The sequence below is a fragment of the Achromobacter sp. FW305-C-30-7 genome (assembly GCF_058783105.1).
Genome location: NZ_JBYSYI010000001.1, coordinates 483,708 through 501,070, shown reverse-complemented (window position 1 = coordinate 501,070; position 17,363 = coordinate 483,708). Strand labels below are relative to the sequence as shown.

Genomic DNA, 17,363 nt, shown 5'->3' with positions numbered 1-17,363 from the left:
CGTAGCCATGACTCAGCCGCCCACCTCCCACGCAGCGCAGCGCCAGCCCGGACGCAAGCGGATGAACCTGTTGGCCTATGTCTGCCTGACGATCAGCGTGGTGTTTGTTTTCCTGGGCTCGCAAATGATCCGGGACGGCGCCGAGGCGGGGATTCCCGTCACGCTGTTCTTCGGCGTCTGCGCCGTGACCGCGGTCCTGCAGATATGGCCGCAACTGCTCCAGCGTGAGTCGCGCTCAGCCTCGACGTTGCTGGCACGCTATCCAGGCCCCCTGGTACTCAAGGCCGCGAAAGGCAAGTTGCTGGTGTTCTCGTTCCTGTCCGCGGCCTTCGGCGGCGTGATCCTGTGGATGCTGCTGCACGAAGCGCTGCCGCCACTGAAGCAACTGATCCTCTGGCCCGGCGCCGGGTTTTTTCTGCTCGGCGCGGTCATGCTGCTGGTGCGCGCCGCGAAAGACGATACCGCCTTGCGGCTAGGCCGCGATGGCTTCGAAACCCGGCAGGTGTGGAACGGCAGAACCATACGCTGGCAGGACACCAGCGAATTCACCGTGGTCAGCGTCAGCCGCGCGGTGCCCAAGCTCATCGTTTTCGACGATGCCGCGGTCGAACGCGGCGGCACTGCGGGGCTCAACCGCCATATCGTCGGGCGCAATTCCAGCTTGGGTGAAACGTATGGGCTGACCCACGAGACCCTGGCCGACCTGCTCAATGCGTGGCGGACGCGGGCCTTGGAACAGGATGCGATCTTTACGCGGTGGCCTGAGAACGGATGATAGCCGTTCTTCAAAAAGCGGTCTAGAAGGCATGGGCAAGCGTACTGGTTGAAATCGCGCATGCGGCGCCCCTGGAACATTACAAAAAAGTAATCCACGCGTAACCTCCCCGCCCCTGTCAGCCCTCCACACTGGAGTCCATGCACTTCAGACCACAGAAAGGAGCTGACCATGAAGACCCTGACCACCTTGTTCAGTGCGTGCGCGTTGAGCCTGGGAATGACAGGCGCGGTCTACGCGCAGGCCGCCAGCGGCGGACATGACACGCATCATCCGGCCACGGCCGAGCCGGCCTCCAATACGCAAAAGGCGCCGGGCGCCGGCATGATGAAGAACATGGAAGCACACATGCAAGCCATGGGCGGAATGCACCAGCAGATGGCTGCGGCCAAGACGGCCGAAGAGCGCCAGGCCTTGATGGGCGAACATATGAAGTCCATGCCCGCCAATGGCGCCAGCATGCAAGGCTGCCACGAGATGATGGGATCGATGATGAATCCGGCGGGCGATGCGCCCTCGGCGGCGTCCCCGGCTGCCAAGGGCTGAGCGCCACGAGTCATTGCTGGCGGCCGGCGCCGCAGTGGCACCGGCCGCCAGCAATTGCGCTGCGCGCACCCTGCCTGGGCATAATGGGCGCACGAAGGATCACACCGGCACTCGAAAGGGATGGGTATGAATCACTCTCGTCACGGCGACGCGGCATCGAACGAAGGCACGCTCTATGTGTGCCCCATGCACCCGGAGATCCGCCAGAACCATCCGGGCCGCTGCCCGAAGTGCCAGATGCATCTGGTGCTGGAAGAACAGGCGCACGCTCAGTCGGCGCATGCGCATGGCGGTCATGGCGCGCACCGGCCGCAGCATCACGACCACGATCACAGTAAGCACCGCGCGGGCAGCGACGAACACGGCGGCGTAGCTGCCCAGCCGACAGCAGCCGCCCCTATGGACGCTACCGTCGACGTTCTCGCCGACACGATCTACACCTGCCCCATGCATCCCGAGATCCGCCAGGATCGCCCCGGGAACTGCCCCAAGTGCGGCATGACGCTGGAGCCCCTTATCCCGCTGGATGAGGAGGACAACAGCGAACTCAACGACTTCCAGCGCCGCTTCTGGTGGACGCTGCCCCTGACCCTCATCGTGGCCGTGATGGCCATGTTCGGCCATCGCATGGGTTGGTTCGACATGGCGACCCAGAGCTGGCTGGAGTTGGCGCTGTCGCTGCCGGTCGTGTTCTGGACCGGCTGGCCGTTCTTCGTGCGCGGCTGGCAGTCGCTCGCGCATCGCAGCCCCAATATGTGGACGCTGATCAGCCTGGGCACGGCCGCGGCATTCATCTACAGCGTGGTCGCCACGCTGGCGCCGGACGTGTTCCCGGACTCCTTCGTATCGATGGGGCGCGTGGCGGTGTACTTCGAAGCCGCCGTGGTCATCATTTCGCTGACCATGCTGGGGCAGATCCTGGAGCTGAAAGCGCGTTCGCAGACATCCGCCGCAATCAAGGCCCTGCTCGGGCTGGCGCCCAAGACGGCGCGGCGCATCAACGCCGACGGCAGCGAGGAAGACGTGCCGCTGAACCACGTGCATGTGGGCGACCTGCTGCGCGTGCGTCCCGGCGAGAAGATTCCGGTGGACGGCACCGTCACCGAAGGCCGCAGCGCCGTGGACGAATCCATGCTCACCGGCGAGCCCGTACCCGTCGGCAAGTGCGAAGGCGACAAGCTGATCGGCGCCACGCTCAACACCAGCGGCACCCTGGTGATGCGCTCGGAGAAGGTAGGTTCCGCCACCATGCTGGCGCAGATCGTGCAGATGGTCGCCAACGCCCAACGTTCCAAGGCGCCCATGCAACGCATGGCGGACGTGGTGGCGGGCAAGTTCGTCGTCGCCGTGGTGTTGGTGGCGATCTCCACACTGCTGGTGTGGGGCTTTTTCGGGCCGGAACCCAGCTGGGTGTATGGCTTGATCAACGCCGTCGCCGTGCTCATCATCGCCTGCCCCTGCGCGCTGGGACTGGCTACGCCCATGTCGGTCATGGTGGCCACGGGCCGCGCCGCAGCGCAGGGCGTGCTGTTCCGCGACGCTGGCGCGATCGAGAAGATGCGCGAGGTGGACACGCTGATCGTGGACAAGACCGGCACCCTGACCGAAGGCAAGCCAGCCTTCGACACCGCGATCGCGGCGCCGGGATACACGTCCGACGAAGTGCTGCGCCTGGCGGCCAGCCTGGACCAAGGCAGCGAACATCCGCTGGCCGATGCCATCGTCAGCGCGGCGCGCGCGCAGGGCCTGGCGCTTGCCAAGGCGGAGGACTTCGACTCCGGCAGCGGCATAGGCGTGCGTGGCACGGTGGAAGGCAAGCGCCTGGCGCTGGGCAACACCGCCCTGATGGAACAGGAAGGCGTGCAGGTCGACGCCCTGCGCGCGGACGGCGAACGCCTGCGCGGCGAAGGCGCCAGTATCATGCACCTGGCCGTGGACGGCAAGTTCGCCGGCATCCTGGCGGTCACCGATCCCATCAAGCCCAGCACGCACGAAGCGATCCAGAACCTGCACGGCAGCGGCCTGCGCATCGTGATGGCAACGGGCGACGGCCTCACCACCGCCCGCGCCGTCGGCGCCGCGCTGCGCATCGACGAAGTGCATGGCGAGGTCAAGCCGGCCGACAAGCTGGCGCTGGTGGAAAAGCTGCAAAAGGACGGCCACGTGGTGGCGATGGCGGGCGACGGCATCAACGACGCCCCCGCGCTGGCGCGAGCCGACGTAGGCGTAGCCATGGGCACGGGCACCGACGTAGCCATGAACAGCGGCCAGGTGACCCTGGTCAAGGGCGACCTGCGCGGCATCGCCGCCTCGCGCCAGATCTCGATCGACACCGTGCGCAACATGCGGCAGAACTTGATGTTCGCCTTTGTCTACAACGGAATCGGCGTGCCGATAGCGGCGGGCCTACTGTATCCGTTCACGGGCTGGCTACTGTCGCCGATGATCGCGGCGCTGGCGATGAGTTTGAGTTCGGCTTCGGTGATATTCAATGCGTTGAGGTTGCGATAAGCGCCCGATCTACCCATTCCAGATCGGGTCATCCCTCCAGCCCTGTGGAAAACCCAAATCTGCCGGCGTAATGGCCGCGTGCGTCCGAAACGACTCCAGCAAGCGTACCGGCCATTCGTCACGACTATCAACTACCTTTGAAAGCAATCGCATTACGACCGCAAGGCAGTAATAGCTTTGCGGGTCGTTGAAGTGCGCTGCAGCCCGGTTGTACACGGCAGGCCGGAAAACAAAGCGACGATTCCACACCCGCCCATGGTGAGCGCAGATATTGCGCAACAAGGTCAGTGCGTGCAGCCATGACTCGACTAGAGGAACGGTCAGGCCGAATGCTTTCGCTACGACCTTTTTTGGATTGGGATGCGCACAATCTGCCTTTTGCAGATACTTGTAAAGTTGCGACCATTTGCCAAAAGACAAACACTCCGCCATCAACCAACTGGGCGGCAGCAAGGGCTCTGTGTAGGTCTCGAAGTAATGCTGGGCGAACAAGTCCCTGGAGCGGCGCGTCTCGCGCTCGACAGTTCCAAGAAAGTTGCCGAGTGGAAATGGTTCCGGCCGACTGCCATGCCCCGGCGCATGCCCCAAAACCTGAGCAGGGTGATTCAGATACCAGAACGGCCCATACTGCATGGACATCTGATTACTCATGACGGTCCGCACGGCCACCTCGATCTGTTCGAGCTGGCCAAGAGTGATACGCCGAAGGACGCGATCAAACTCATAGCGGACGATAACGTCTTCGAAACTCACCCCAGGCAGAAACATGCGTCCAGCTGGCGTGGGCGTCATGAGAGACAGCGCATAACCTCGCAGACGAAAATAGCCGACAAAGCTCAACGCACGCTCGGCATCCCCAACGTTAGAAACCGTCAGGCCTTTTCCTCGCCAGCGGGCAAGCAGGTCAGCGTTAGACAGCGGGAGTTTGGCGTACTTCACGACAAATTTCCCGCAGAAATGAGAAACCCGCCCTGGGAGCACTGTGCCTGCGTTCGCGCACGGGCCTGAAGTGTGGCGGGTGTTGTTAAGCGCAGTATACCCAGAGGCCCGCCAATGGCAACGCTTCCTCTTCCGATATAAGACCGATACACAGGCCTTTGCTTCCCCAGTTGCATACGCTTCCCTGACCGTTGCGCGATTCCAGCAATTCTGGCGCCGCATCGACAATGCACACAACAGCGTATGGGACGTTTTCAGCCTATAAGATGCCTCCGCTCAGACGCTTTGTTCCGACAGGTGGGTACATATCAACATTTACCTAGTTTTTGGAGCTCTCACCCAACCGCGCCAGCGTCCTCTCCACCACCCTGTCGCAATCATCCCCATCGAACTCAAACAAGCTCTTTTCCACCACTCCCACATCCCGCGCCAGCGACTCGCGCAGCAAGGCATTGGCGCGGAAGTGGCGGCTGCGGACGGTGGCTTCGGGAATGCCCAGGCAATGCGCCGTTTCCTCGACCGAAAGTTCCTCGACCGAGCGCAACACGAACACGGTGCGGAACGAGACCGGCAAGGCGTCCAGCCGCGCTTCCAGCAAACCTCTGAGTTCGGCGCGAGCGGCGGCGTGGTAGGGGGGATTGAAGTCGTTGATGGTCATCGCATCAACCTCTTTCTCTATGTCGTCGGCGATGGGGAACAGCGCCTCGCGGCGGCTGTGCTTGCGCAGCCGGCCATAGCATTCGTTGAGCAGGAGCCGCGACAGCCAGGTGAACAGCGTCGATTCGCCGCGGAACGCCGCCATGTGCCGATAGGCCGCCAGGTAGGTTTCCTGCAAGGCGTCCTCGGCATCGGCGTCGTTGCGCAGGGTGGCGCGCGCCAGGCGGTAGAGCCGCCGGTTGTGCCGCCGCATCATCAATTCGAATGCGGTCTGCTCGCCCGCCGCGATGCGATGCGCGAGCGCCAGATCTTCATCCTCGGCCGGCGTTGCCGCCAGCGCCGCAAGTGCAGTCATGAGTCTGACCTCCGCCGTGCGTCATTGCGCAATCAAGGTGCCCTGCATCGTCGGATGAAACAGGCAGGCATAGGCGTTGCTGCCTGCCTCTTTCACAGTGTAGGTCCAGGATGCGCCGGCGGCGATCACTCCTGAATCGAACGCCTTGGAAACCGCAGTGGCGGTGTGCGGGACCAGGTCCTTGTTGATCCATGTCACCTTGTCGCCCCGCTTGACGGTCAGCGTGGCGGGCCTGAACTGCATTCCTTCTATGGTCACGACATGTTCGGCCAGTTGGGTGCCAGTGGGGCGTTGCTGGGCGGCCGCGCCCCCGCCCGCCAACGCCAGGCTGGCGCATAACGCGGCCAGACCGGCGCGCCCGTGCGCGGAAAGTAAGCGGGTATCAGCCACCGTTAAGCCTCTTTTGCAGTGATTTGGCATGTTCCAGGTGCGCAATGAAGGCCGGCCGCACCTTGACCAGCAGGGCCTTCAAATCCGCGTTGTGCGCGCCGGGAATAAGGGTCGTGTCCAGCGCCTGGATCACAGCCTCGTGATAGGCCACTTCATGGTCCACATAGGCCTTGTCGAATGCAGCGCCGCTCATACCCTTGAGCGCGGCAAGGTTCTTGTCCCCACCCTGCTGCAGGCTGTCGCTGGTCGCATTCGGTTCGGGTTTGACCTTGAGCTTCTGCACCAGCTCGCCGGCCGACTTGTTGACCGCGGAATGATCGGTCACCATCAGCGTGGCGAAGTCGCGGACCTCCTTGTTGCCGGTCTTGTCCTGCGCCAGCTTGCCGGCGTCGATGTCGACCTGGTTGGCCACCACCACGATGGCCGCTATCTGCGGATCCGTCGGCCCGTTACCGTGGGCAAATACCCCGCAGCTCACCAAGGCCAGCGCATAGAACCATCTTGCTTGAATCGCTTTCATCTCATCCCCCGAAGCCATGGATGCAGGCGCGGCCGGAATGGCCAGGAATCTTGCCTGCCTATGGGGTTGGATGTCGCGAAAACGCGCCGCGTTCCGGCGCGGGACAACGAAGGGTTCAGCCCACCGGCACCGCCATGCCGTACTTGGCGCGGTTCAGCACCACCAGCGTGGAAAAGCGCTTGACGTTGGGATTGCCCCAGAAATTGCGCTGGGCGAAGGTTTCGTATTCGGCCATGTCGCGCATGGTGATGGTCAGGACGAAGTCCACCTCGCCCGTCACCGACAGGCACTGCATGATTTCCGGCGCGGACTGCATGGCGCGCTTGAACTGGTCGAGCTTGTCGGCGCGTTCGCTCTCCAGCGTCACCAGCACGACCATCATGATGCCCCGGCCCACGGCAGCAGGGTCGACCACGGAAACGTCGCCCAGCACCACCTTGGACTCGCGCAGCCGCTTCATGCGGCGCAGACAGGACACCGGCGACAGGTTCACGCGCTGCGCGACTTCCTGGCTGGTGCGCTGGTTGTCTTCCTGCATGCTTTGCAGGATCTGGAGGTCGAAATCGTCTAGTTCCATCAGGGTCTCGGAACGGCTGGAAACGGACCGGAAGAGGCCCGCCGATAGATTCTAAGCCCGGCGGCGCCTGAGTCCGGCCCCATTTTGACGGGAAACTTCATTTCCGCACCCCGCGATGCAGGAATTATTCAGCCGGCTTGCTTACACTGGGAGCCCTCTGCCCGCGCCGCGGGTACGTCCGCCCCCCCGTATCATGCCGTCACTCCAGCTTTTCCTGCTGTTCCTCGCCGCCGACGCGGCGCTCAAACTCACGCCCGGGCCCGACATGGCGCTGACCTTGTCCCGGGGCATGACGCAGGGGTTCCGGCCCGCCTTCCACAGTGTCCTGGGCAACGTCGCCGCCGGCTTCATCCAGGTGCCGGCGGTGGTGCTGGGCCTGGCTTCGGTGCTGCAGGCGTTCCCGTCGTTGTTCATGGGCATCAAGGCCGCGGGCGGCCTGTACCTGGGCTACCTGGGCATCAAGGCCATCGTCCGCTGCGCGCGTTCGGCCGACGTGTCGCTGGCAGCCCGCCCCGGAGACGCGCGCGACGCGTTCTGGCAGGGCTTCACGACGAACCTGCTGAACCCCAAGGTGCTGCTGTTCATGATCGCCTTCCTGCCGCAGTTCACCACGCCGGACAACGGGCCGGTGTGGATCCAGATGCTGGTGCTGGGCGTGACGATGAAGGTGCTGAGCCTGCCCTACGGCAGCTGCTTCGCCTATGGCGCCTCGCGCATCCGCGGCTGGGTGGGGCGCAATCCCTGGTTCCTGCGGATGCAGCAGGGCCTGCTCGGCGCCGTCATGCTGGGCCTGGCGCTTTACGTGCTTTATTCCACCGCCGAACACCTGGCGCCCTGAACCGCCCGCCGTCCCGTACGTATCCTGTCTTTCCGCCATTGCCATGACCGCCGCCACCCTGAACACCGGACGCAACGCCTCGTCCTCCACCCTGCTCCCCATCCTGTCGTTGATCGGCGCGATGGCCTCGCTGTGCGTCGGCACCTCGTTCGCCAAGTCGCTCTTCCCGATGGTGGGCGCCCAGGGCACGACCGCCTACCGCATCGCCATCGGTGCGCTGATCCTGGTGGCGATCTGGCGTCCGTGGCGCTTTCCGCTGACGCGCCAAGCGGCGGCCAAGATCGCCCTGTATGGCGTGACGCTAGCCTGCATGAACCTGCTGTTCTACATGGCCTTGCGCACGCTGCCGCTGGGCGTGGCCATCGCCATCGAATTCATCGGCCCGCTGACCCTGGCGGTAGCGCTGTCGCGCCGCGCCATCGACTTCGTCTGGATCGGCTGCGCCATCGCCGGCCTGGTGCTGCTGATTCCCACGGGACAATCGGTGCATGACTTGGACCCCGTCGGCATCGCCTTTGCGCTGGGCGCGGCGGTGTGCTGGGCGCTCTACATCATCTTCGGCAAGATGGCGGGCAATGTGCATGGCGGGCAGGCCACCTCGCTCGGGCTGACCGCGGCGACATTGGTGGCGCTGCCCATAGGCGCGGCGCACGCCGGCGCGGCATTGCTGGATCCGACCCTGATCCTGGCCGGCATCGCCGTGGGCATACTGTCCAGCGCCCTGCCCTATTCGCTGGAAATGGTGGCGCTGCGGCGCCTGCCGCAGAAAACCTTCGGCGTGCTGCTCAGCATGGAGCCCGCCATGGGCGCGCTGGCCGGCGTGATCGTGCTGAATGAGCAGTTGTCACAGACGCAATGGCTGGCCATCTGCGGCATCATCGTGGCTTCCGCCGGCTGCGCGGCCACCGCCCGCCGGCAAAATACCGCCCCCACGCCCGCGCCGGACTGAACGCGGACGGACGCCGCCGCCGCGGCCCGCGGGCGTTTCAGCCAAATCCCACTTCGCGCTGGGGCGGCGCCAGCGGGTCGAAGTCTTCCCAGTGGTTGTTGCGCCAGCGGCCGTTGGCGTGTTCCACGTCGGCGCCGCCGGCATCGCGCAGGATGCGGCATGCGAGCATTTCGCGTTGCGGGCGCGTGCGCACGGCGACCATCACGCCGGCCTGCCGGATCTCGGCATGGGAATCGGGATTGAAGTGGCCGTGCAGGGTGCTGCCGTGGCCCGTGACCCAGAGCGCGCCGAAGAGCGATCCGAGATAGGCGCCCACCCCTGCGGCGGCCAGAATCAGCGGCGTGGAGTCGCTTATTTCCGACATCACGAACCCGCCAAACACCGCGAAACCGGCACCCACGCCACCTGCGCCCAGGAAGGCGCCGATATCGGCGCGCCCCGAGTCCGGATCGGAGCGGCGGTCGCCGCCCAAGGGGTAGCGGCCATGCTCGCCGGCCGGATTGACGTAGAAGGTGTTGATGTCCCAGTGGGGAAAGCCGTTGGCGGACAGGCGCTCGGCTGCGGCGTGCGCCGCTTCGAAGCCCTCGAACCGGGCTGCTACGATCAGAGACATGATGTGCTCCTTGCCCGGGCTGCCGGACAGGATGTACGTGCCTTTATCGTACGCCCGCGTCGCCGCTGCGAACTTGCCGGTTACACCTTGCCGCGGCTGTTACCACGCGCCTTCAATTGGCCGAGATGTTCTTGCTCCGGATCACTGCGCCCCAGCGCTCGTATTCCTTGCGCGCATAGTCCGCGAAGGCCTGCGGCGTGCTGCCGGTAGGCTCCATGCCCTGCAGCTTCAGTTGCTCGGCCACTTCCGGCGAGCGCAGGGCCTGGGCGACGGCCTGGCTGAGTTTCTCGACCACCGGAGCCGGCGTGCCGGCAGGCGCGACCACGCCCTGCCAGGCGGCGGCCTCGAACGCCGGGCCGCCCGCCTCGGCGAAGGTCGGCACCTGCGGCAATTGCCCGGAACGCTGCGCGGCCGGCACCGCGATGGCACGCAGCTTGCCTGCCTGGATCAGCGGACGCGCGGCCGCCAGATCGGCCATCATCATCGGCACCACGCCAGACGCCACATCCTGCAAGGCGGGCGGCGTGCCCTTGTAGGGTATGGCCGTAGCCCGGCCCTGGATGGTATCCAGGAACAGTTCCATGGCCAGGTGATGCGGGCTGCCCACGCCCAGGGACGCATAGCTGCCCGGCGTGTCGCGCTTGAGGTACGCCGTCACGTCCGCCAGCGTGTGCATCGAGGAATCGGGCGACACCACCAGCACGATGGGCAGCGCCACCAGCGTGGAGACGGGCGTCAGATCCTTCGCCGGATCGTAAGGCAGCTTCTGGTACAGCCAGGGATTCAGCGCCAGCGTGCTCATCCCGGCCGTCAGCAAGGTGTAGCCATCGGGCGCGGCGCGCGCGGTCTCCTGCGCGGCGACGATGGTGGCGGCGCCCGGACGGTTTTCCACCACCACCGGCTGCCCCAACGCGTCGCCCACGTGCTTGGCAACGACGCGGGTGGCGATGTCGCTGCCGCCGCCTGCGCTGAACGGCACCAGCCAGCGGATCGGATGATCAGGAAACTCCGCCGCCGCAGCCATGCCCGGAGCGACCGCCACCCCGACCAGCGCCGTCGCCAGCAAGGCGCCCTGCAAAATGCCTTTGAACATGTCGCGCTCTCCTCGCCTGCCTATTTATTTAACATATTAATGATTAATTATCGGACCCGGAACGTCGGCGCACATCACCGGAAAAACCCGGAGTTTCGCCAGGCACGCAAGACTCAGGTACGGGCCGCAGCCAGCCAGCGCAAGCCGGCCGAGGTGCCGGCGGCCGGACGGTATTCGCAGCCGATCCAGCCGCTGTACTGCAGTTCGCGCAGCACGCTGAAGACCCAGCCGTAATCCAGTTCACCCCGGTCGGGTTCCTGGCGCAGCGGCACGCCGGCGATCTGCAGATGGCCGACCCGCCCCGTTGGCAGGTATTCGCGCAGCTTCATGGTGACGTCGCCTTCGACGATCTGGCAGTGGTAGAGATCCATCTGCACTTTCAGATTGGACGCATTGACCGCCTGCACCACGGCATGCGCCTCATCCTGGCGGTTCAGGAAGTAGCCGGGTATGTCGCGGGTGTTGATGGGTTCGATCAGCACGGTAACGCCGGCCGAGCGCGCCTGGCGCGCAGCCCAGTCCAGGTTCTCGCGATAGCAGTCCAGCATGGCCTCGCGCGAGGCGTCAGGCGCGACCAAGCCCGCCATCACATGAAGGTTCGGGCAGGCCAGCGCCGTGGCGTACGACAGCGCCTGTTCAATGCCCGCCTGGAATTCCGCCTGCCGCCCTGGCTGCGCGGCCAGGCCGCGATCGCCGCGGGCGGCCACGCCAGGCGGCGCATTGAAGAGCACCTGCGTCACGCCGGCCGCGTCCATGCGCTCGCGCACGAAGGCGGCCGGGGCCTCGTAGGGAAACATGCATTCCACACCGGCGTATCCGTCAGCCGCGGCGGCCGCATAGCGGTCCAGGAACGCGTGTTCCGTGTACATCATCGAAAGATTGGCGGCGAACTTCAACATGGCGGGCTCCGGACCGGGCGGCATGGCTGGAAATTAGCACATGCGCCCGCCCCGCCATCGTCGCTGCCGCGGCGCGCACCCGATCAGACGCCGAAGTCGGGCGCCGGATGCAAAGTCAGGCGCGGGCCAGCCTTGAGCAACTGGCTCGGGACATCGTGCCCCACCAGCGCGGGCAAGGTCGCCGATGCGCCAAGTATGGCGTCCAGGTCCACGCCAGTGTCGTAGCCCATCAGTTCCAGCATGTGCACCAGTTCTTCCGTGCAGACATTGCCGCTGGCGCCCGGCGCGTACGGGCAGCCACCCAGACCGCCCAACGAGGCGTCGAAGCGGTCGATGCCCGCCTCGATGGCCGTCAGGGTATTGGCCAGCGCCATGCCGCGCGTATTGTGGAAATGCATGGTGGCGGTCAGCCCGGGAAACAGCTTGCGGACCTCGCGGCCAATCTTGCCGACCTGCGTGGGATAAGCCATGCCGGTGGTGTCGCACAGCGTCACGCCGTCCACCCCCAGCGCCGCGAAGCGCCCCACCAGTTCGAAGACGTCGAAGGCATTGATGTCGCCTTCCATCGGGCAGCCGAACACGGTGGACAGCGACACGTTGATGGCAACACGGCTGTCGCGCACCGCGTTGACCACGTCGCTCAACTGCTCGAACGACTGCTCCCGCGTCATGCGCAGATTGGCGCGGTTGTGGGTCTCGCTGACGGACATCACCAGGTTGACCTCGTCCACCTGACACTCCAGCGCCCGCTGCGCGCCGCGCACATTGGGCACCAGCACCGTGTAGACGACGTCCGGATTGCGCTCGATCTCGTGCATCACGATCTCGGCGTCGCGCAAGGCCGGAATCGCCTTGGGCGAGGTGAAGGACGTCGCCTCGATCTTGGCGAAGCCGCTGGCCGATAGCCGGTTGATGAAGGCGATCTTGTCCTGCGTTTCAATGAACTGCTTTTCGTTCTGGAAGCCGTCGCGCGGCGCGACCTCCTGGATGTACAGCCGCGGGCGGCTGGCGTTGGTGCCGGGGTTGTTCACATTCATGGCCGCACTCCTCAGATGATGCCGCGCGCGCGCCAGTCCTGGCGCTGCGCCTCGACTATGCCCAGGCCGGCCAGCACTTCGTCGGTGTCCTGCCCCAAGGCGGGCGCCGGACTGCGCACCTCGCCGGGGGTTTCCGACAGCTTGGGCACGATGCCCGGCACCTGCACCGGCGTGCCGTCCGGCAGCGCGCCGTCCAGGATCATGCCGCGTGCCCGGTAGTGCGGGTCGGCCGCGATGTCGGCCACGTCATAGATCTTGCCGGCGGGAATCTGCCCGTCGTTCAGGCGCTCCAGCACCAGGTCCAGCGGATGCTGGCCGGTCCATTGCGAAATCGCGTCGTCCAGCATGACCACGTGCTTCACGCGCCCGGCGTTGTTCGCCAGTTCCGACGCCTCGGCCAGGTCGGGCCGGCCGATCACGCCCATCAGGCGCTTGAAGATGCTGTCGCCATTGCCGGCGATCAGCACGTACTTGTTGTCCTGGCAACGGTAGGCGTTGCTGGGCGCGATGCCCGGCAGGCTGCTGCCGGCCGGCTGCCGGATCTCGCCGAACACCGAGTATTCGGGCAGCAGGCTTTCCATCATGTTGAAGACCGACTCGTACAACGCCACATCGATCATCTGGCCCGTACCGTTCTGGTCCCGCGCACGCAGCGCCAGCAGGATGCCGATGACGCCGTGCAGCGCCGACAGCGAATCGCCGATCGACACGCCCACGCGCACCGGGGTGCGGTCCGGCTCGCCGCTCAGATGCCGCAGGCCGCCCATGGCCTCGCCGATGGCGCCAAAGCCCGGCAAGTCGCGGTAGGGGCCCGTCTGGCCGTAACCCGACACGCGCAGCATCACCAGACGCGGATTGATGGCACGCAGTTCTTCCCAGCCCAGGCCCCAGCCCTCCATGGTGCCGGGCTTGAAGTTCTCGACCACCACGTCGATGTCCTTGACCAGGGTCCGTATCAGATCCTGCGCCTCGGGTTTACGCAGGTCCAGGCTGACCGACTTCTTGTTGCGCGACTGCACCTGCCACCAGACGGAGGTGCCGTCATGGATCAGGCGCCAGTTGCGCAGCGGATCGCCCTTGCCGGGCGGTTCTATCTTGATGACCTCGGCGCCGAATTCGCCCAGCATCTTGGCGGCGAACGGTCCGGCGATCAGTTGGCCCAACTCCAACACTCGGATGCCGCTCAATGGTTTGGATGACATGATTGCCTCGTCAGCTCTTGTGTTTTCCCAGATAGGCCTCGCGCACGCGCTCGCTGGCCAACAACTCCTGGCCCGTGCCCTCCATCACGATGGAGCCCACTTCCAGGACATATGCGCGGTCGGAGATCGCCAGCGCCTGATTGGCCATCTGCTCGACCAGCAAAATCGTCATGCCGCGCTCTTTCAGCGACTTGATGATCTTGAAGATCTCGGCCACGATCAGCGGCGCCAACCCCAGCGACGGTTCGTCCAGCATCAGGATGCGCGGCTTGCTCATCAGGGCGCGGCAGATGGCCAGCATCTGCTGTTCCCCGCCCGACAGGGTTCCTGCGTACTGCGCGCGGCGCTCTTTCAGACGCGGGAACATCGCATAGCAGTGTTCGATCTCCGCTGCCAGCTCGGCGGGCGATTCCTTGCGCAGGAACGCGCCCAGCATCAGGTTGTCGTGGACCGTCTGGTCGGGGAACACCTGGCGTCCTTCCGGCACGTGCGCGATGCCCAGCCCCACGCGCTTGTGCGCGCTGATTCCGCCCAGGTCCTGACCGGCGAAAGTAATGTCGCCGGTAGATTTTTCGATGCCCGACAGCGCGCGCATCATGGTGCTCTTGCCCGCGCCGTTGCCGCCGATGATGGTCACGATCTCGTTCGTGTCCACGTGCAGCGACACCTGCTTCAGGGCATTGACGGCGCCATAGCTGACCGCCAGATTCTTGATGTCCAGTAAACGGCTCATTGCTGTCTCCTATGCCGGCGCGCCCAGGTAGGCTTCGATGACCTTCGGATTCTCCTGGATGTGGTTCGGCAGGCCGGAGGCGATCTTCACGCCGTAGTCCAGCACGACGATATGATCGGAAATGGCCATGACCAGGTCCATGTGGTGCTCGATCAGCAGAATGGTCAGGCCCATGTTCTTCAGCTTCACGATCAGGTCCGTGAGCTGGTCAGTTTCCGCGGGGTTCAGGCCGGCGGCGGGCTCGTCCAACAGCAGCAGGTCCGGCATGGCCGCCACCGCACGGGCGATTTCCAGGCGGCGCTGCAGACCATAGGGCAGGCTGTTGGCGGCATCGTCCGCGTAACGGTCCAGTTCGAAGAACTTAAGAATGGCGTAAGCCTGGCGGCGGATGCGCCGCTCTTCGGCCAGGCTGCCCGGCAGACCCAGCAGATTGGAGAAGAAGCTCGACTTCTGCACCCGGTAGAAGCCCACCATCACGTTCTCCAGAGCGCTCAGCCCGTCGAACAGCTTCAGGTTCTGGAACGTACGGCCGATACCCGAGGCAGCGATCTCGTTGGGCGACAAGCCCACCATCTGCCGGTTCTTGAAGCGGATGCTGCCGGCATCCGGCACCACCAGGCCCGACAACAGGTTCAGGGTGGTGGTCTTCCCGGCGCCATTAGGGCCGATCAGCGACACCACGGTACCCTGTTGCAGCGTGAACGACACCTTGTTGGTCGGCACCACGCCGCCGAAGGCCTTGTACAGATCCTTCACTTCCAGGAAGCCGGACGCCGCGCCGCCGCGATTGGCCGGTGGAGCCGGCGTCCAGTCGGCAGCGCCTGCGTCGGCGGCCAGCGCCTCGCGTTGGCCGCGCTTGGGCAGCACCTTGGCCAACAGGCCCGCCAGTCCTTCCGGCATGGCGTACAGCGCGAACAGCAGAATCAGGCCGTAGGCGAAATGCTGCACTTCCGGCCAGCGCGCCAGCATGGCGTCGATCACCGTCAGCACCACTGCACCCAGGAACGAGCCTGCCGGCGTGCGGCCGCCGAACAGCACCAGCACCAGGAAGAACACCGACAGGTTGAAGTTGACGAAATCCGAGTTGATGTACTGGTTCTGCTGCGCCACCAGGCCGCCCGCGATGCCGCAGGTGATGGCGCTGATGGCGAAGGCCAGGATCTTGAAGCGGTAGACGCTGATGCCCACGCTCTCGGCCGCAATCTCTGACGTGCGCACTGCGGCAAAGCCGCGGCCGAAACGGCCGTTCAACAACAGCGATGTCATGGCGTGCAGCGCCAGGCCCAACACCACGACCACCACCACCCACTGGCGGCTGTCCAGCGTGGCGCCGCCGAAGGTCAGGCCGGTAATGCCATAGAAGCCTTCCTGGCCCTTGAATACGTCGGTCCATTCCGACACGATCTTTTCGATCAACAGGCCGAAGGCGATGGTCACCATCGCCAGGCTTGGCCCCTTGACCTTCAGCGCCGGAATCGCAATCACCACGCCGAACACCGCGGACACGACCGCGGCGCAGGCCAGCGCGAGCCAGGGATCGACCTGGTAGTTCACCGTCAGGAGCGCCACTGTGTAGGCGCCCACGCCGAACAGGCCGGCGTGGCCCAGCGACTTCTGGCCGGTCTGGCCGACCAGAATATTGAAGCCCGTGGCAGCGATGTAATAGACCCCGATGTTGAACAGGATCAGCAGATAGAAGTCATTCAAGCCCGAATAGGCGTAGCCGATGGCAAGCGCCGCGATGACCAGGGGAATGAGAATTTTGGAGAGCTTCATACTTTCTCCGCATGCACGCGGCCCAGAATTCCGGCCGGGCGGAAATACAGCACCACGATGATCAACGCGAACACCGCGATCTCGCGCAGGTTCGAATACCAGAGACCGATCAGCGATTCCAGCAGCCCGATCAGGAAGCCGCCGAAAATGCAGCCCCGCGGATTCTCCAACCCGCCCAGGATCGCGGCCGAAAAGGCCTTGAGCGACAACAGCGTGCCCACGAACACCGAGGCGGTCGCGATCGGCGCAACCATCACGCCCGCGATCGCGGCCAGCGCCGAACTGATCGCGAACACGGCGATCGCCACCGCGTTGGCATTGATGCCCATCAGGCTGGCGGCGGTCTTGCTGAACGCCACCGCGCGCACCGCCTTGCCCATCTTGGTCTTGTGCAAAGCCCAGTCAAACACGATCATCAGCACCAGCGTGGTGCCGAACACCAGGATTTCCTGCGGCCGCACGCCGGTACCCAGGACCGTAATGATGCCCTCGCCCAATGGCGAAGCCACCGCGATGGGCGCCGGGCCCCAGACCAGCAGCGCCAGGTTCTGGATGATGATGCCGAAGCCTATGGTGCTCATCACCCAGGACAGGCCCGCCTCGCCCACGAAGTGGCGGATGGCGGTGATGTAGAGCACGTAGCCCAGCAGGCTCAGTACCAGCATGGCGGCCAGCAGGGCGAACAGGAACGTGCCCCAGGTCACGTCCTCCGGATTCGGAAACCCGATCAGCTTGCCCTGGCTGACCAGCAGGATGGCGCTGATGCCGATCAGTCCCGCCAACGCCAGGAATGCGCCCTGTCCGAAGTTGAAGGTCTTGGTCGTGGTGTACGTGATGCTGAACCCGAACGCGACCAGGGCGTAGACACTGCCCATGGCCAGCCCGCTCAAGATGGCTTGTAGTATTTGCATGCTGGATGCCCCCCTATTGACGACTCCCCGGCGCGTACTGCC

At 64.9% G+C, this 17,363-nt stretch carries 18 protein-coding genes; 5 read left to right on the top strand and 13 right to left on the bottom strand.

Annotated elements, in window-relative coordinates; all coding sequences use genetic code 11:
• Positions 1–61 precede the first annotated feature (61 nt).
• The 3 genes from AC3WOB_RS02425 (at position 62) to AC3WOB_RS02415 (ending at position 3,832) form a co-directional block, all read left to right on the top strand.
• Positions 62–775 carry a hypothetical protein gene (locus AC3WOB_RS02425; RefSeq protein WP_013396560.1) on the top strand — a complete coding sequence of 238 codons (714 nt, stop codon included), beginning with the start codon at positions 62–64 and terminating at the stop codon, positions 773–775.
• 171 nt (positions 776–946) lie between these two features.
• Complete coding sequence (locus AC3WOB_RS02420) at positions 947–1,321, top strand: hypothetical protein (RefSeq protein ID WP_492274062.1); 375 nt, start codon at positions 947–949, stop codon at positions 1,319–1,321.
• Positions 1,322–1,447: 126 nt separating this feature from the next.
• The gene (locus AC3WOB_RS02415) at positions 1,448–3,832 is read left to right on the top strand and encodes a copper-transporting P-type ATPase (RefSeq protein ID WP_492274061.1); all 2,385 of its coding nucleotides are present in this window, start codon (positions 1,448–1,450) and stop codon (positions 3,830–3,832) included.
• 9 nt (positions 3,833–3,841) lie between these two features.
• Here the strand turns inward: AC3WOB_RS02415 and AC3WOB_RS02410 are convergent, their stop codons facing one another.
• The 5 genes from AC3WOB_RS02410 to AC3WOB_RS02390 all read right to left on the bottom strand — a co-directional run bounded on the left by AC3WOB_RS02410 (position 3,842) and on the right by AC3WOB_RS02390 (position 7,270).
• Positions 3,842–4,771 (bottom strand): Abi family protein, encoded by a 930-nt coding sequence (locus AC3WOB_RS02410; RefSeq protein WP_492274060.1) that lies wholly within the window; start codon positions 4,769–4,771, stop codon positions 3,842–3,844.
• 319 nt (positions 4,772–5,090) lie between these two features.
• Positions 5,091–5,783, bottom strand: coding sequence for an RNA polymerase sigma factor (locus AC3WOB_RS02405; RefSeq protein WP_492274059.1), 693 nt, complete (start codon positions 5,781–5,783; stop codon positions 5,091–5,093).
• A gap of 21 nt (positions 5,784–5,804) precedes the next feature.
• Entirely contained in the window at positions 5,805–6,173 is a 369-nt protein-coding gene (locus AC3WOB_RS02400) for a cupredoxin domain-containing protein (protein WP_492274058.1), read from the bottom strand.
• A complete protein-coding gene (locus tag AC3WOB_RS02395) occupies positions 6,166–6,693 on the bottom strand; it encodes a DUF4142 domain-containing protein (RefSeq protein ID WP_492274057.1) in 528 nt (175 codons plus the stop codon). The genes AC3WOB_RS02400 and AC3WOB_RS02395 overlap by 8 nt, the downstream gene beginning before the upstream one ends.
• A 115-nt stretch (positions 6,694–6,808) precedes the next feature.
• The gene (locus AC3WOB_RS02390) at positions 6,809–7,270 is read right to left on the bottom strand and encodes an Lrp/AsnC family transcriptional regulator (RefSeq protein ID WP_013396567.1); all 462 of its coding nucleotides are present in this window, start codon (positions 7,268–7,270) and stop codon (positions 6,809–6,811) included.
• Positions 7,271–7,463: 193 nt separating this feature from the next.
• Between AC3WOB_RS02390 and AC3WOB_RS02385 the strand changes: the two genes are divergently transcribed.
• Positions 7,464–8,108 (top strand): LysE family translocator, encoded by a 645-nt coding sequence (locus AC3WOB_RS02385; protein WP_492274056.1) that lies wholly within the window; start codon positions 7,464–7,466, stop codon positions 8,106–8,108.
• A 43-nt stretch (positions 8,109–8,151) separates the two neighbouring features.
• Entirely contained in the window at positions 8,152–9,057 is a 906-nt protein-coding gene (locus AC3WOB_RS02380) for an EamA family transporter (protein ID WP_013396569.1), read from the top strand.
• Between the two features lie 37 nt (positions 9,058–9,094).
• On the opposite strand, the gene AC3WOB_RS02375 is transcribed toward AC3WOB_RS02380, so the two are convergent.
• From AC3WOB_RS02375 to AC3WOB_RS02340, 8 genes are all read right to left on the bottom strand, one after another.
• Positions 9,095–9,670 (bottom strand): hypothetical protein, encoded by a 576-nt coding sequence (locus tag AC3WOB_RS02375; RefSeq protein ID WP_013396570.1) that lies wholly within the window; start codon positions 9,668–9,670, stop codon positions 9,095–9,097.
• 112 nt (positions 9,671–9,782) lie between these two features.
• On the bottom strand, positions 9,783–10,763 hold the full coding sequence (locus AC3WOB_RS02370) for a Bug family tripartite tricarboxylate transporter substrate binding protein (protein ID WP_492274055.1): 981 nt from the start codon (positions 10,761–10,763) through the stop codon (positions 9,783–9,785).
• Positions 10,764–10,876: 113 nt separating this feature from the next.
• Positions 10,877–11,662, bottom strand: a complete 786-nt coding sequence (gene otnI / locus AC3WOB_RS02365) for a 2-oxo-tetronate isomerase (protein WP_207467944.1) — start codon at positions 11,660–11,662, stop codon at positions 10,877–10,879.
• A gap of 83 nt (positions 11,663–11,745) precedes the next feature.
• Positions 11,746–12,699 carry a hydroxymethylglutaryl-CoA lyase gene (locus tag AC3WOB_RS02360; protein WP_492274054.1) on the bottom strand — a complete coding sequence of 318 codons (954 nt, stop codon included), beginning with the start codon at positions 12,697–12,699 and terminating at the stop codon, positions 11,746–11,748.
• An 11-nt stretch (positions 12,700–12,710) separates the two neighbouring features.
• Positions 12,711–13,901 (bottom strand): CaiB/BaiF CoA transferase family protein, encoded by a 1,191-nt coding sequence (locus AC3WOB_RS02355; protein ID WP_013396574.1) that lies wholly within the window; start codon positions 13,899–13,901, stop codon positions 12,711–12,713.
• A 10-nt stretch (positions 13,902–13,911) separates the two neighbouring features.
• A complete protein-coding gene (locus tag AC3WOB_RS02350; protein ID WP_492274053.1) occupies positions 13,912–14,634 on the bottom strand; it encodes an ABC transporter ATP-binding protein in 723 nt (240 codons plus the stop codon).
• A 9-nt stretch (positions 14,635–14,643) separates the two neighbouring features.
• Entirely contained in the window at positions 14,644–16,410 is a 1,767-nt protein-coding gene (locus AC3WOB_RS02345) for a branched-chain amino acid ABC transporter ATP-binding protein/permease (protein ID WP_492274052.1), read from the bottom strand.
• Entirely contained in the window at positions 16,407–17,321 is a 915-nt protein-coding gene (locus AC3WOB_RS02340) for a branched-chain amino acid ABC transporter permease (RefSeq protein ID WP_080551115.1), read from the bottom strand. Before AC3WOB_RS02340 ends, AC3WOB_RS02345 begins: the two co-directional genes overlap by 4 nt.
• Between the last annotated feature and the right edge of the window lie 42 nt (positions 17,322–17,363).